Consider the following 14,460-nt stretch of genomic DNA (forward strand, 5'->3'; position numbering starts at 1 on the left):
GTCTAGCCAACAGGTCTAACCGGCACGACCACCGCCGGCCTCGATCGCCCCCGTGATGCGGGCGACGATCTCGTCCTCGTCGAGGTCGCCGGCGCGCACGGTCACGTCGTGCCCGACGTAGTAGAACGCACCGCCGATCCGTTCCAGCGGGACGTCCTGCGCCCTTGCCCAGGCCAGCCGGTACAGGGCGAGCTGCATCTCCTTCTCGGCGAGCTCCTCGTCCGTGCGCGGCGGGCGGCCGGTCTTCCAGTCGACCACCTCGAACGCCCCGTCGGAGGCGAAGACGGCGTCGATTCGGCACCGCACGATCGTGCCCGCCACCGGTGTCTCGAGGTCCACCTCCACCTCGACCGGTCGTCTGCTCGCCCACTCGGAGGCCGTGAATACGCGCTGCAGCCGCGCGAGCTCCTCGTCGGAGAGGTCGAGGGCGACGTCGTCCTCGCCGCTGCCCGTGACGTCCTCGACGTCCAAGAGCGCCGCCCGACCGTAGAAGTGCTCGACCCACGCGTGGAAACGGGTGCCCCGGCGGGAGACGACCGTGGGCTCGACGGGTACGGGTCGGCGCCGGTCGCGGGCGAAGGCCTGCGGGTCATGGATGAGCCCGACGACCGCCGAGGCGGACAGGTGGCCGTCGAGGGCGACCTCGTCGGCCGACCGGCGCTCCTGGTCGCGCTCGCGGAGCAGCAGGGCGGCGTCGTGCCGCCACCGGGCCGCGACGTCGTCACTCGCCGCCGCGGGCAGCCCGCCTCCGCGGGCGGCGCGTACGGCCGCTGCCGCCTGCTCGACGGCGCCGCGTCGCGCCCCGAGCGGGTCGAACGGCCACGGCGCGGGTGGCGCGTCGGTACCGGGATTCTGGGCGCCGTCCGCCGGCTCGGGCGCCCAGGGGGCGAGGTCCTCGACCAGGCCGGCGCGCCGCGGCTCGGCGAGGAACCGTGACGGCGGCAGCACCGACTTGCCCTCCCGGAACCACGACCCCGACAGCAGCAGGCTGTGCCGGGCACGGGTGAGCGCCACGTAGGCCAGCCGACGTTCCTCGGCCACCCGGTGCTCACCAGCGGCGGCGCGGAAGGCCTTCCGGGCCTCCTCCACCTCCTCGTGCGTGGTTGTGCCGGCGACGTCGAGAGCGGGCAGCGCGCCGGAGTCCCGCCGCAGTGGGTAGGGCAGCTCGCCGACGGCGGTCAGCCAGGCAGACGCCGTCACGCTGCCGTCCGGCCGGACCCGGCTGTCGTAGCCCGGGAACTGCGACTCGACGAGCCCGGGGACCGCCACCACGTCCCACTCCAGGCCCTTCGCGGCGTGCACGGTGAGCACCTGCACGACGGCGGAGTCCGGTTCGACCTCTCCGGTCTCGACCGCGTCCAGGCCGCGCTCGCGCTCCTCGGCGGCGTCGAGCCAGTCGAGGAACGCCCCGAGGCCCGCCCGCTCGGCGTCGGCGGCGAAGGACGCCGCGACGTCGGCGAAGGCGTCGAGGGCGGCGCGTCCGCCCGCGGTGCCGGCGCCCGTCCAGGCGCGCCGGACCGCGACCTCGACGTCGAGGCCGAGCAGCTGCTCGGTGGCGACCACCAGCTCGGGCAGGGCGAGATGACTCAGCGCCCGGACCTGCCGCAGCACGGAGCCGAGCCGGCGCACGCGGGCAGCGCCGGCCTCGCTCATCGCCTGCCCCCGCGGGCCGGTCCACCCGGCGGGCGGCGGGTGCTCGACGGCCTCGACGAGGCTCGCCTCCTCACGAGCGTCGAGGCGCCGGTCCGCGTCCGTGGCGAGCTGCTCGACCGCGGCGGCGGCGAGGTGCCGTGCCCAGTCCTGCAACACGTGCAGGTCCGCGACGCCGAGTCGCAGGTTGGTCAGCAGCCGGACCAGGGCGTCGCCACGGGAGGCGTCGTGGGCGACCCGCAGCGCCGCCCGCACGTCGACGATCTCGGGGGTCGCCAGCAGGCCTCCCATACCGATGACGCGGTGTGGGAGGCCGCGCTCGTCCAGGGCCCGGACGATCCCCGCGAACTGACTGCGCTTGCGGCACAGCACGGCGGCGGTCCGCTCCCCCGCGGGGCTCCAGCGTTCGGCGACGAAGTCCGCGACCCGTGCGGCCTCCTCCAGCTGGCCCGCGGCGTACAGCCCGACGACCTCGCCCGCGTCCGCACCGGGCCGGGCCTGCAGCCGCGGGACCTCGACGGCCGGTCCGGGCCGGTCCGGCCCGGGGGCGGCACGCAGCGGGACGGAGACGGCGTTGGCGGCGTCGAGGATCGCCCGGTCGTTGCGCCACGAGGTGCTCAGCGCCAGGGACTCGGCCGGCACGTGACCGGCGCCGTCGCGGCGCGGGAACCGCTCGGGGAACTGGGCCAGGGAGGCGGCCGAGGCGCCGCGCCAGCCGTAGATGGCCTGGTGCGGGTCGCCGACGGCGGTCACCGGGTGCCCGTCGCCGAACAGGTTGGCGAGCAGCTCCAGCTGAGCCACCGAGGTGTCCTGGAACTCATCCAGCAGGACCACCTTGTACTGGGCGCGCAGCTGCGCGCCCACCTCGGGTGCCGCGGCGGCGACCCGCGCGGCGAGGGCCACCTGGTCGGCGAACCCGATGAGCCCGCGCTCCCGCTTGCGGCGCTCGACCGCCTCGACGACGTCCAGCAGCGCCGCCCGCTCGTCGAGGGAGGCGAGGATCTTCTTGACGTCGGCGGTCGGCTCGGTGCGCCGGCCGCCGCCCTTGTCGGCGATGTCCGACCGCAGGTCTGCCAGCAGCGCACGGGCGTCGGCCGGGGTGAGGACGTTCTCGGTCAGCGTTCCCGCGAGCTCGAGGACCGCCTGGGTGACGGTGCTGACGGCCTTCTCGGTGGCCAGGTCCTCCTGCCAGCTCTGCACGACGTCGTCGGCGAGCTGCCAGGCCCCCGCGTCGGTGAGCAGCCGGGCGTCCGGGTCGGCGCCGACCCGCAGGGCGTGGTCCCGCGCCAGGGAGCCGGCGAAGGAGTTGTAGGTCGAGATCTGGGGGCGGTCCACGTCGAGGCCGTCCGGACCGGCCAGCGCGGCGGCCGCGTCGTCTGTATGGCCGCCGGGGTCCGGCGGGGTCAGGCCCGCGGCGCGGAGGGCACGCAGCCGCAGCCGGACCCGGTGGGCGAGCTCGGCGGCCGCCTTCCGGGTGAAGGTCAGCCCGAGCACCTCCTCCCCGCGCACGAGGCCGTTCGCCACGAGGTAGACGACCCGGGCGGACATCGTCTCCGTCTTGCCCGAACCGGCGCCCGCGACGACGAGGAGCGGCTCCAGCGGGGCCTCGATGACGCGGGTCTGCTCCGGCGTCGGGGCGTGCTGGCCGAGCGCGTCGGCGATCTGCGCCGCCGAGTAGCGCGGCGCGGGCGCGCGGGCGGCCACCTCCTCCGGCCCGAACAGCTCGAGCTGCTGGCTGGTCCGGCTCATGAGGTGACCCGGCCCCCGTCCTCCTGCAGCGGGCAGGACGTGCGGACCGGACAGGTACGGCACCTGTCGTTGACGACGGCGACGAACACCGACCCGCCCATCGTCTCGGCGGCCTCGGCGAGCAGGTCGTGCGCCCATCGCGGGTCCTCGGCCTCCGCCAGCGCCGGCTGCTGACGCAGAGTGGCCCCGCGCGCACCGGTGCCGAGGTAGACCAGCCGGGCACCGGCGGCACGCACGTCGCCGAAGGCGCCGGACTCGACGGCCACCTGGTAGGTGCCGAGCTGCGGGTGGTGGGCACCGTCGTCCTTGGACACCGGATTCTTCGACGTCTTGAGGTCGACGACGCGCACCTCCTCCCCCACGTGCTCGACCCGGTCCATGCGGCCCAGCAGCTTCGCGCGCCCCACGTCGACGGCGAAGCCGCGCTCGACGTCCACGTCCCCCGGGATGGACGCGAGGTAGTCGGCGAGCCGCTCGATCATCGCCTCGGCCTGCTCGCGGCGCCGCCGGCCCACCCAGCCGTCGCCGACGCCGAGCTCCTCCCACCGGTCCTCGAGCGCGGCGCGCAGCTGATCGAGCGTGCCGTGCGGGTGCTCCGCGGCGATCTCGTGGACGAGGTTTCCGACGGCCTGGTCCTGCGACGGTGGTGTGCGGCCGCCGGCCTGCTCCAGCGCCCACCGCAGGCCGCACGTGGTGGCCTGCTCCACGCCGGACGGGCTGACCGGTACCTGCTCGCCGGCAGCGCGCAGCGGCTGCACGGTGGAGTCCTCCGCGAGGCCGGCCCAGGTGGCCGGGTCGGCTCCCGCGACACCCTGGTCGGCGAGGTGGGCCAGGAGGGCGGCGGCATCCTCCCGGCGCTCGTGTGGCGTCGAGGGGTTCTCGAGGGCCGCGCGCAGCTCCGCGACGAGCCCGCGCAGGTCCAGCGCCGGCGGGACGTCCTCGACGCGGGACGGGTCGCGGTCGGGGGCCAGCAGGTCGAAGAACGTCGAGGGGCGGGTGTCCTCGTCGAGCACGGCGGTGACCAGCAGACGTCGCCGGGCCCGCGAGACCGCGACCGCAAGCATGCGCAGCTCGTCGTCGAGGACGGCGCGCCGCCCGGCCTGGTAGGCGCGACGGTCCGCCCCGCCCGGCACCGCGCGGCCGGCCTCGAGGTCCGCCAGCGCACCGGCGCCCAGCGTGGAGTCCCGGAGCCGGAGGTCCGGCCACAGGTCCTCCTGGAGCCCGGCCACCGCGACGACCTGCCACTCCTCGCCGGCGGCTCCGGCCGGGGTGAGGACCTGGACCGTCTCGCCGCGGACCCCGTGCGCAGCAAGCGTGTCCGCGGGCAGGTCCTGCGCCCGCAGGTGCTCGAGGAACCCGGCCGGACCACCGCCGACGGTCCGGTCCGTGTACTGCTCCGCCGCCCGGAACAGGGCCATGACGGCGTCCAGGTCGGCGTCGGCGCGTTCGGCACCCGGTCCGCCCGCGAGCGCTCGCTCGCGCCATGGCTCGGCGAGCCCGGTGGCGTCCCACAGCGCCCACAGGACCGTCTCCGCTGTGCTGCCGGGCCGCGCGAGAGCCCGGTTCCCGGCGTCGAGGACGGCCGCCACGCGCTGCACCGGCGCGGCCGCGGCGGCCGGCAGCCCGGCGGCCAGCTCCGGGTCGCTGACGACGGCGGCGAGGACGTCGTCGACCGGCCGGGACCCGCCCGCGGCCCTCTCCAGGCCACGCAGCGCACGCCGGACGCCGCGCACCGCGACGGCGTCGGCACCCCCGATCGGTGAGGTGAGCAGCTCGGCCGCCTGCTCCGCCGTCGGGGTGCCGGCGAGGGCCGCGGCCAGGGCCACCAGCAACGGCCGGACCGCGGGCTCCTCCCGCAGCACGCCGGGCGAGGACTGCCCGCCGGCGGGCACCCGCCATGCCCTCAGGGCGCGCTGGAGCTCCCGCACATGGCCGGCCGAGCGGGCCACGACCGCCATCTGCGACCAGGCCGTCCCGTGCCGCAGGTGCTCCTCACGCAGGCGACGGGCGATCCACGCCCCCTCCTGGGGTCGGGAGCGCAGCACGGTGGCCTCCAGACCGCCGGGCGCGGTTCCGTCCGGCACGGTTCCGTCGGCCGCAGGGCGCCCGGCGACGGCGCGGCGCTGCCCGGCCGTCCCGGTCGTCGAGATCGCCGCGGTCACGGTCATCGTCACGGCACGCAGCGCCTCGTCCTGCCGGTGCGCGGTGCCCAGCTCGATGCGGCCGGCACCGAAGCCGCCGAGCGACTCCCGGGTCTCGGCGAGCCCGACCAGCGCCGGGGTGCCGCCACGGAAGCCCTGGACGCCGGCATCGGGGTCGCCGTGGAGCAGCAGCTGCGCACCGTCGTCGGCGAGCACGCGCAGCAGCCGCGCCGTGGCCAGCGTGGAGTCCTGGTGGTCGTCCACCACGACGGTGCTCCAGCGCGGCCGGGGGTGGTCGGGGACCTCCGCCTCCCAGCTGCGCAGGGCGGCCGTCGCCTCGTCGACGATGCGTGCGGCGTCGAGCCGGGCACCCCGGTCCGGGGTGAGCTCGCCGAGGGCGGTGACCTGCTGGTACTCCTCGAGGAGGACGGCGGCGGCCACCCACTCCGGCCGATCGTGCCGGTGTCCGCGGTCGGCCAGCTCCTCGGGCCCGAGGCCCAGCTCGGCGGCCCGCATGAACAGGTCCCGGACCTCGTCCCGGAAGGCGCTCATCGCCAGGGTCTCGGCCCCGATCGACGCGGGCCAGCGCACCGGCGCGCCGAGGCCGGCGCGGTGGCCTTCGAGCAGCTCGGCGATCACCTGGTCCTGCTCGGGACCGGTGATGAGGGTGGGCGGGGGCTCGCCGAGCAGGGTGGCTCGCATCCGCAGGACCGAGTAGGCGAAGGAAGCGGGCGTGCGCACGAGCACGCCGGTGGTGGTCCGGCCCAGCCGCGCGGCCACGGCGTCCCGTACCCGGGCCGCACCGCGCCGAGTGGGCACGAGCAGCAGCGTGCCCTCGTCCGAGGTGGCCGCGGCGCGCGCGAGGAACGACTCCACGGCCGCCGTCGTCTTGCCGGTCCCGGGGGCGCCGACCACGAGCAGGTGGCCCGCGTCGGCCGGCCAGGTGACCGCCTCAGCCTGCCGCGGGTCGAGGTCGGGCGGCGCCGGCGGGGCCTCGGGCAGGGCGAGGCGCATCGTCGTGCGCGTCCGCTCGCCGAGGCTCTCTGCCATGACCCGATCGCATCACGTCCTACCCACACCGCGCTCGACGCCGCGCGGGCGGGGCAGGCGGCACCGGTCGCGCTCGCGCCCCACCGGTCACACCGTCATCGTCCGCAACGGCAGCCCGAACGCCTCGAACAGCTCCGCGCCGAAGGTCGAGATCTCCCGCACGAGGCCGTCGCGGACGGTGAGCGCGTCCAGGGCGAACGCCTCCCACTCCCCCGTGCTGCCCGGCTCCCGGATCCAGACCGCGATGCCGACGTCCCCGTTCATCGCGACCGGGCGCATCGCCATGGCCTGCCGGCTGCGCTCGTCGTGCAGGATCGGCGCCCACCCCTCGAGCACCGTGGCCACGCCGGCGTACCAGGCGACGTCGTCCGTCGTGTTGCCACCCGCGCCCGGCGCGTGGCTGACCCGGATCTCCTCGTGCAGGAGCCGGGCGATGCGGGTGTCGTCGGCAGACTCGACGGCGGCGATGTACTCCGCGACGAGCGGCCCGGCATCGGAATCGTCGTCCTGCCAGCGGTCCGGGTCGACGTCGAGCACGTCCCGCATGGTGGCCCGCGCGCGCTGCAGCGCGGAGTTCACCGACGCCGAGGACGACTCCAGCGCCTCGGCGCACCGCCGGACCGGCCAGCCCAGACCGTCCCGCAGCAGCATGGCGGCGCGCTGCCGTGGTGGCAGGTACTGGACGGCCGCGACGAAAGCGAGGCGGAGCGTGTCGCGGGAGACCGCCTGCTCCTCGGGGCCGGGCCCCGGCTCGGGTGTCGCCGTGGCGACGGCGTCGACGTCCCCCGGGTGGTCGGCGTAGGGCTGGAGCCACGGCACCGCCACCTGGGCCGGGACCTGCGGGAACTCGGCAGCCGGGACGCGTGGTCGGCGTTCCCGGGCACGACGGCGCAGGTGGTCCAGGCACACGTTGGTGGCGATCTGGAACAGCCAGGTCACCAGCGACGACTCTCCCGCGAAGGACCCCAGGTGGCGCCAGGCGCGCAGCGACGCCTCCTGGGTGAGGTCGTCGGCGTCGTCGAGCGAGCCGACCATCCGGTAGCAGTGCAGCCGCAGCCGCGCCCGCTGCCGCGTGAGCTCCGCCTCGAAGGTGGCCGGGTCGGTCGCCGCGGGGCTCATCGTGCCGGCCTGCGGTAGGTGAGGTGGACGACGCCGTGCGGCAGCTCCCGCGTGCCCGTCAGCGTCAGCCGGGTCTGCCCGACGTCGCCGTCGAAGAGCCGCTCACCCGTACCGAGCACCACCGGGTCGAGGAAGAGCTGCATCTCGTCGACGGCGTCGGCGGCCAGCAGCGCCCGGGTGAGCCGCGTGGCGCCGGGGACCCCGACCGCCAGGCCCCGCCGGTTGACCTCGCGGACCGCGGTGGCGACGTCCGCGGCGATCACCTCCGCCGGCTGGTAGCCGACCTCGTCGCGCGAGGAGACCACGAGCTTGTGCAGGCCGTTCGTCTCCCGCGCCAGCGGGACGTCGTCGCCCTGCTGCGGCCAGTAGGCCGCGAACTCCTCGTAGGTCCGCCGCCCGAGAAGCAGCGCGTCGAGCCCGGCCAGCTGGTCGCGCAGGGCGTCGATCTGCTCGTCGGAGTCGAACGAGGTGTGCCACTGCTCCGGGGCCTGGACCACGCCGTCGAGGGTGATGAAGTGGCTGGTGAGGATCATCGGTCTCGTCCCTTCCGTCCGGGGCCGCCGATCGGCCCGTCAGAGTCTTGGACGTCGATGCGACCGCTCTGTCATCGGTCGCGGGCGAGGCCCGGCCTCACCAGCCCTCGGTGGCTGTGCGTCAGTGGGCCACGGACGGCCAGCCGTTGGGCTTGCAACCGCCCAGGCTGATCGACTGCTGGACCATGATCTGGGCGTCGTCGCCGCTGCCGCTGCACTCCACGTGCGGATGGCCGAGCAGGTGCCCGACCTCGTGGTTGACGAGGTACTCGCGGTAGCCGGTCATGGTGCCGCCGCCCTCGAGGAACGGGTCGGCACCCTCGGACCAGCGCACGGCGTTGAGCACGGCGCGGCCGTTCCGGCCGCAGGAGTACTCCCCGGCGGTGTCGAGCGGCACGCACAGCTCGTCGGTGAGGTCCGGGGACGCGAGCACGACGTCGATGTCCGCCGAAGGGCTGCTCGTCCGCTCGAAGCGGACCGACCCGTCGTACCCCCAGCCCCGCTCGTCGTTCAGGGTGTCCATGACGAAGCGGCCGAAGGCCTGGCCGTCGACCTCGAGGCCGCGCTCGACCCTCACCCGCACGGTCCGCACCTCCGCGGCGTCGACGGCCTGCTCCGCCCGCACCTGCGCGTCCTCGCCGGAGGCCCCGTCTCCGCGCGCACGGACGGTCTGCAGCTCGCCGGAGGCACGCTGCGGCATGGGCTCGGTGGACGGCAGGCCGGCCTTCGCGCGCAGGTCGAGCGCCAGCTCCTCCAGCGTCTGGCTCAGCCACGGGAGCCCGACCCGTTCTTCCGACACCCCGGCCTCGTCCTCGAGCACGTCCTCGCGGTCCTGGGGCGAGCGCGGGCCCGTCCCGCCGTCGCCAGGGTCCTCGGCGTCGTCCGGGACACCCGGGGCCTGCGGGACAGGCACGGCAGGCAACATCGCCACTGCGGGCACGGGCAGGAGCACGCCGAGCAGCACGGCGAGCGCGGCGATGACGGAGCGACGCACGTACGCCATTGTGTCACCACCGGTCGTCCGAGCGCTCCGTGGGTCCCCGGTGTGCGCGGCGACACACCGTCCGCACCACCTACGATGACGTCAGCACCACAGGGCCCGCCGTGCGGAGCCCGGACCGAGCGTGAGAGAGCAGGAGGCCACCAAGGTGGACATCACCATCGGAGTCAAGCACGTCGCCCGCGAGCTGACGCTGGAGTCCGAGCAGAGCCCCGAGGAGGTCCAGTCCGCGGTGGACAAGGCCATCTCCGAGGGGACCTCGCTCGTGCTGAAGGACGACAAGGGGCGCCAGGTCGTCGTGCCCTCCGAGTCCCTCGCCTACGTCGAGCTCGGCCCGTCGGAGCAGCGCCGCGTCGGCTTCGGCATCGTCTGAGCTGGCGCGCGGCACTCCCGGACGTCCGCCGGCGCGTGGTGAGCCTGCTCACCCCTGGGTGCGCCGCGCCCACCAGCCGCTATCCTGGCCGCGTACACGGTTGCCCGGTCGTCTCGTAGCAGCCCTTCCGCGTGACGCACGCGGCGAACTTCACGATCGGCTGCCGAGAAGGATGCGCGACGTCGCCGCACCGGATCCGGTGCCCACGCCGGCACGCGCCCCGAGACGAAGGTTCGTATGTCTGACACCAGCACGGGCGTGCTCGACACGAGCAACGCCGCAGTCCCCGCCGACACCACCGACGCGACCCCCGACATCACCGACGAGGTCACCGCCGCGGACCTCGAGCAGAAGACGTTCGCCGACTTCGACGTCGAGGAGGCGATCGTCGGGTCGCTGCGCGACGTCGGGATCACCCACCCCTTCCCGATCCAGGCCCTGACGCTGCCGGTCGCGCTGAGCCGGCACGACATCATCGGGCAGGCCAAGACCGGCACCGGCAAGACGCTCGGCTTCGGCATCCCCCTGCTGCAGAACGTCACCGGTCCCGGCGAGCAGGGCTGGGAGGAGCTGGACGACGCCGGCAGGCCCCAGGCGATCGTCGTCGTCCCCACGCGTGAGCTCGCCAAGCAGGTCGCGGACGACCTCACGGCCGCCTCGCGCCGCCGGAAGGTCCGGATCGTCCAGGTCTACGGCGGCCGCGCCTACGAGCCGCAGATCGAGGCGCTCGCCAAGGGCGCGGAGGTCGTGGTCGGCACACCTGGCCGCATGATCGACCTCATGAAGCAGCACGTCCTGGACCTGCGCCAGGTGCGCACGGTGGTCCTGGACGAGGCGGACGAGATGCTCGACCTGGGCTTCCTGCCCGACGTCGAGACCATCCTGGCCGGCACACCCGCCTCCCGGCACACCATGCTGTTCTCCGCCACCATGCCGGGCCCCGTCGTGGCGATGGCGCGCCGTTACATGACGCGCCCGACGCACATCCGTGCGCAGGACCCCGACGACACCGGCGCCACCGTCAAGGAGACCCGTCAGGTCGTCTACCGGGCGCACGCGCTGAACAAGATCGAGATGCTCGCCCGGATCCTCCAGGCCGAGGGCCGGGGTCTGACCATCGTCTTCACCCGGACCAAGCGCACCGCGGCCCGCGTCGCCGACGACCTCGCCGAGCGGGGCTTCGCGGCCGCGGCGATCCACGGCGACCTCGGGCAGGGGGCGCGCGAGCAGGCCCTGCGCGCCTTCCGCACCGGCAAGGTGGACGTCCTGGTCGCCACCGACGTCGCCGCCCGCGGCATCGACGTCGACGACGTCACGCACGTGGTGAACTACCAGTGCCCCGAGGACGAGAAGATCTACCTGCACCGCATCGGGCGGACCGGCCGGGCGGGCAACGCGGGCACCGCGATCACGTTCGTGGACTGGGACGACATGCCGCGCTGGGCGCTGATCGACAGGACGCTCGGCCTCGGTGTCGCGGAGCCGGTGGAGACCTACCACACCTCTGCGCACCTCTACACCGACCTCGGCATCCCCGAGGGGACCGGTGGCCGGCTGCCCCGCTCGGCGCGGACCCGGGCAGGCCTGGACGCCGAGGAGATCGAGGACCTCGGCGAGACCGGCAAGAAGCACTCCCCCCGGGGCGGACGCCGCGACGGCGGACGGGGTCGTGGCCCGCGCGACGGCGGGTCGCGTGAGGGCGGTCAGCGTGAGGGCCGGCGCAGCGAGGGTGGCGAGCGTCCGCGCCGGCGGCGGCGCCGTCGCACCCGTGGCGGCCGGCCGTCCGAGGGCGGCGGCACCCAGTCCTGACCGGGCCGAGTCGTCACTCGGCCCGGCACGCGACGGGCTCAGAGCCGGGCGATACCCGCCCGCAGCCCGTCCGCGAGCTCACGCACCTGCGCGTCGGTCATGACGAACGCCGGTGAGATCTGGACCGCGCCGGCACCGACCGCGCGGGTCGCCACGCCGGCCGCACGCAGCGCCAGTACCAGTCGCGGCGCCAGCGCGGGCTCCACGAGCTGCACCGCGGCGAGCGCGCCGGTGCCGCACCGGACCTCCGCGACGGCGTCGAGGTCGGCCAGCGGCCCGAGCTCGCGGGCGATCGTGGCCTCGAGCCGCGCCGCCTCCTGGACCAGGTTCTCCCGCTCCAGGATGTCGAGGTTCGCCAGGGCGACGGCGGCCGCCACGGCGTGGCCGGAGTACGTGTACCCGTGGCGCAGCCAGGTGCCGGGCTCGCGGAAGAACGGCTCGGCCACCCGCGGCGCGACGAAGACCGCGCCCATCGGGACGTATCCGGAGGTCAGGCCCTTGGCCGTGGTGACCATGTCCGGCTCGAGGCCGAAACGGGTCGAGGCGAACCACGAGCCGCCGATGCGGCCGTAGCCGGTGACCACCTCGTCCGCGACGAAGAGGATGTCGTACTCGGTGCAGACCTTGCGCACCTCGGTCAGGTAGCCCTCGGGCGGCGGGTAGACCCCTCCGGCACCGATCACCGGCTCGCAGAAGAACGCCGCGATCTTCTCCGGCCCGACCCGCTCGACGGTCTCCCGCAGCGCCTCGGCCGAGTCCCAGCCGACCGTCTCGGTGCGCGGCCCGAGGTCGCCGTACCCCTCGCGGTTGCCGGGGATCCCGGCCAGAGCCGTCCCGGCCACATGCATGCCGTGGTAGGCCTTCTGGCGCCCGACGACGACGGTCTTCTCCGGCCGTCCCGCCTCCACCCAGTACCGGCGGGCGAGCTTCGCGGCGGTGTCGACCGAGTCCGAGCCGCCGGAGGTGAGGAAGATGCGGCTGCCTGGCACCGGCGCGAGACCGACGAGCCGCTCGGCCAGGTCGAGCGCCGGACGGCTGGCGTTGTCCCCGAACGTCGAGTAGTGCGCGAGCGACGACATCTGCCGCGCCGCCACCTCGGCCAGCTCGGTGCGGCCGTGGCCCACGTTCGTGAACCACAGACCCGCGGTGGCGTCGAGGTACCGGGTGCCCGCCTCGTCCCACACGTACGCGCCCTCGCCGCGCGCCAGCACGAACTCACCGTCCCGCTCGACCGCCGCCATGTCCGAGAAGGGATGCCACAACGCGCCCATGGGCCGCCTTTCGTGTCGCTGGCTCGCTCGCCTGGAACCCTACCGGCGAACCATTGCCCGGCCGTGCCGCCGTCCGGCGCCTGCTCGACGTGCTCGCCTGGAAACAAGGTCTTGAACAACGAGACGTATGTTCCAGGCGAGCGGGCAGCGACGTTGCGGCACCTGATAACGGGCCCCGGTCGCCTCATGCACCCTGCTCGACGAACGCGAACACGGCGTCGGCCATGAGCTGGACCGCAATGGCGGCCAGCAGCAGACCGGCGAGCCTGGTGACCAGCGTGGTGCCGCTGTCACCGAGGACGCGGTGGAGCACCACGGAGAACCGCATGGCGAGCCACAGGCACACGTGCACGGCCACGAGGGCGACGCCGATCGCCACCCAGCCCGCGACGTCGCCGCCCCCGTCCTGGACCGCGAGCATCGCCGCGACGATCGCGCCCGGTCCGGCGAGCAGCGGCGTGCCCAGCGGGACGAGCGCGACGTTCACGGGTGCGCCGCCCTCCGCCGGCTCGGGCTGCTTGCCCCACCCCATGAGCAGCTCCATGGCCACGAGGAGCAGGAGCAGCCCGCCGGACAGCTGCAGGGCCGGCAGCGAGATCTGCAGGAAGTTCAGGATGTACTGCCCGAACACGGAGAAGACGAGGATGACGCCGAAGGCGACGGCGGTGGCCTGCAGCGCGGCGCGGCGCCGCTGCGCCGCCGTCATGCGCGAGGTCAGCGCGAGGAACACCGGGACCGTGCCGAGCGGGTCCATGATGACGAAGAGCGTGAAGAACGTCGTCGCCAGCAGGCTCAGGTCCACGACGCCGCTCATGGACGCACCACCGGGAGGCGGCCCTCGTCCTCGAGCCGCTCGAGCACCTCGGCGGCCGTGAGGTGCTCCCCCAACCGGTTGTGCTTGCCCGTGCCGTGGTAGTCGCTGGCTCCCGTGCGTTCCAGGCCCAGCCGTCGTGCGAGCGTCGCGAGCTCAGCCACGGCGGCGTCCGTGTGGTCGCGGTGGTCGATCTCGAGCCCGAACAGCCCGGCGTCGACCATCGACGCGATCGTGGCCTCGGTGACCACGCGGCCGCGGCTGGCGGCCCGCGGGTGCGCCAGCACGGGCACCCCGCCGGCCGCGCGGATCCTCGCCACCATCTCGACGGCGTCCGGCGCGCGGTAGCGCACGTAGTACGGCCCGGAGGCGGCGAGGATCGTCCGGAAGGCCTCCGTGCGGTCGGCGACGACGCCCGCCTCGACGAGCGCGTCGGCGATGTGCGGCCGGCCGATCGTGGCCTCGTCGGTGGCCTGCGCGCGTACCGACTCCCAGGTGATCGGGTAGTCCCCGGCGAGGCGCTCGACCATCGTCTCGGCCCTGCCGAGCCGGGCGTGCCGCGAGCGCTCCAGCTCCTCCAGCAGCGCCGGCTCCGCCGGGTCGTGCAGGTAGCTCAGCAGATGGACCGAGACACCGTCCGCGCGGCAGGAGATCTCCGCGCCCCGCACCAGTGCAACCCCTGTCTCGGGCACGACGGCGGACGCCGCCTCCCAGCCCCGCACCGTGTCGTGGTCGGTCAGCCCGACCGCCGCCAGGCCGGCGCGGCCGGCCGCCCGCAGCAGCTCGGCCGGGGCGTCGGTGCCGTCGGATGCGTCGGAGTGGGTGTGGAGATCGATGCGAGGGCCCGGCACAGGCTCAGCGTACGGTTCGCGCCGCCGGCCGAGACGGGGTCGCGGCGTGACGTTGACGACTCGGCGCGGGCGTGACCTCGGCGGCTCGGCACGGGCCGGGAAG

Annotated in this window: 10 protein-coding genes; 2 read left to right on the top strand and 8 right to left on the bottom strand. The window is 75.0% G+C overall.

Features of this window, described 5'->3' with window-relative positions; genetic code table 11:
- Window positions 1–15: 15 nt before the first annotated feature.
- The 5 genes from ACFQQL_RS14960 to ACFQQL_RS14980 form a co-directional block, all read right to left on the bottom strand.
- Window positions 16–3,399 carry an ATP-dependent helicase gene (locus tag ACFQQL_RS14960; RefSeq protein WP_382395795.1) on the bottom strand — a complete coding sequence of 1,128 codons (3,384 nt, stop codon included), beginning with the start codon at window positions 3,397–3,399 and terminating at the stop codon, window positions 16–18.
- On the bottom strand, window positions 3,396–6,590 hold the full coding sequence (locus tag ACFQQL_RS14965) for a PD-(D/E)XK nuclease family protein (RefSeq protein WP_382395797.1): 3,195 nt from the start codon (window positions 6,588–6,590) through the stop codon (window positions 3,396–3,398). Before ACFQQL_RS14965 ends, ACFQQL_RS14960 begins: the two co-directional genes overlap by 4 nt.
- An 87-nt stretch (window positions 6,591–6,677) precedes the next feature.
- A complete protein-coding gene (locus ACFQQL_RS14970; RefSeq protein WP_382395799.1) occupies window positions 6,678–7,709 on the bottom strand; it encodes an RNA polymerase subunit sigma-70 in 1,032 nt (343 codons plus the stop codon).
- Complete coding sequence (locus tag ACFQQL_RS14975; RefSeq protein WP_382395801.1) at window positions 7,706–8,242, bottom strand: dihydrofolate reductase family protein; 537 nt, start codon at window positions 8,240–8,242, stop codon at window positions 7,706–7,708. Before ACFQQL_RS14975 ends, ACFQQL_RS14970 begins: the two co-directional genes overlap by 4 nt.
- A 121-nt stretch (window positions 8,243–8,363) precedes the next feature.
- Window positions 8,364–9,236 carry a DUF3152 domain-containing protein gene (locus tag ACFQQL_RS14980; protein WP_382395803.1) on the bottom strand — a complete coding sequence of 291 codons (873 nt, stop codon included), beginning with the start codon at window positions 9,234–9,236 and terminating at the stop codon, window positions 8,364–8,366.
- Window positions 9,237–9,366: 130 nt separating this feature from the next.
- Between ACFQQL_RS14980 and ACFQQL_RS14985 the strand changes: the two genes are divergently transcribed.
- Both ACFQQL_RS14985 and ACFQQL_RS14990 read left to right on the top strand, forming a co-directional pair.
- The gene (locus ACFQQL_RS14985; protein ID WP_382395805.1) at window positions 9,367–9,615 is read left to right on the top strand and encodes a DUF3107 domain-containing protein; all 249 of its coding nucleotides are present in this window, start codon (window positions 9,367–9,369) and stop codon (window positions 9,613–9,615) included.
- A gap of 237 nt (window positions 9,616–9,852) precedes the next feature.
- A complete protein-coding gene (locus tag ACFQQL_RS14990; protein ID WP_382395807.1) occupies window positions 9,853–11,424 on the top strand; it encodes a DEAD/DEAH box helicase in 1,572 nt (523 codons plus the stop codon).
- A 38-nt stretch (window positions 11,425–11,462) separates the two neighbouring features.
- On the opposite strand, the gene ACFQQL_RS14995 is transcribed toward ACFQQL_RS14990, so the two are convergent.
- The 3 genes from ACFQQL_RS14995 to ACFQQL_RS15005 all read right to left on the bottom strand — a co-directional run bounded on the left by ACFQQL_RS14995 (window position 11,463) and on the right by ACFQQL_RS15005 (window position 14,357).
- Window positions 11,463–12,695: an aminotransferase family protein gene (locus ACFQQL_RS14995; RefSeq protein ID WP_382395809.1), complete on the bottom strand. Its 1,233-nt coding sequence runs from the start codon at window positions 12,693–12,695 to the stop codon at window positions 11,463–11,465.
- 184 nt (window positions 12,696–12,879) lie between these two features.
- On the bottom strand, window positions 12,880–13,509 hold the full coding sequence (locus ACFQQL_RS15000) for a MarC family protein (protein ID WP_382395811.1): 630 nt from the start codon (window positions 13,507–13,509) through the stop codon (window positions 12,880–12,882).
- Entirely contained in the window at window positions 13,506–14,357 is an 852-nt protein-coding gene (locus tag ACFQQL_RS15005) for a PHP domain-containing protein (RefSeq protein ID WP_382395813.1), read from the bottom strand. Before ACFQQL_RS15005 ends, ACFQQL_RS15000 begins: the two co-directional genes overlap by 4 nt.
- Window positions 14,358–14,460 lie beyond the last annotated feature (103 nt).

The sequence above is a fragment of the Georgenia alba genome (assembly GCF_042665525.1).
Taxonomy (GTDB): Bacteria; Actinomycetota; Actinomycetes; order Actinomycetales; family Actinomycetaceae; genus Allobogoriella; species Allobogoriella alba.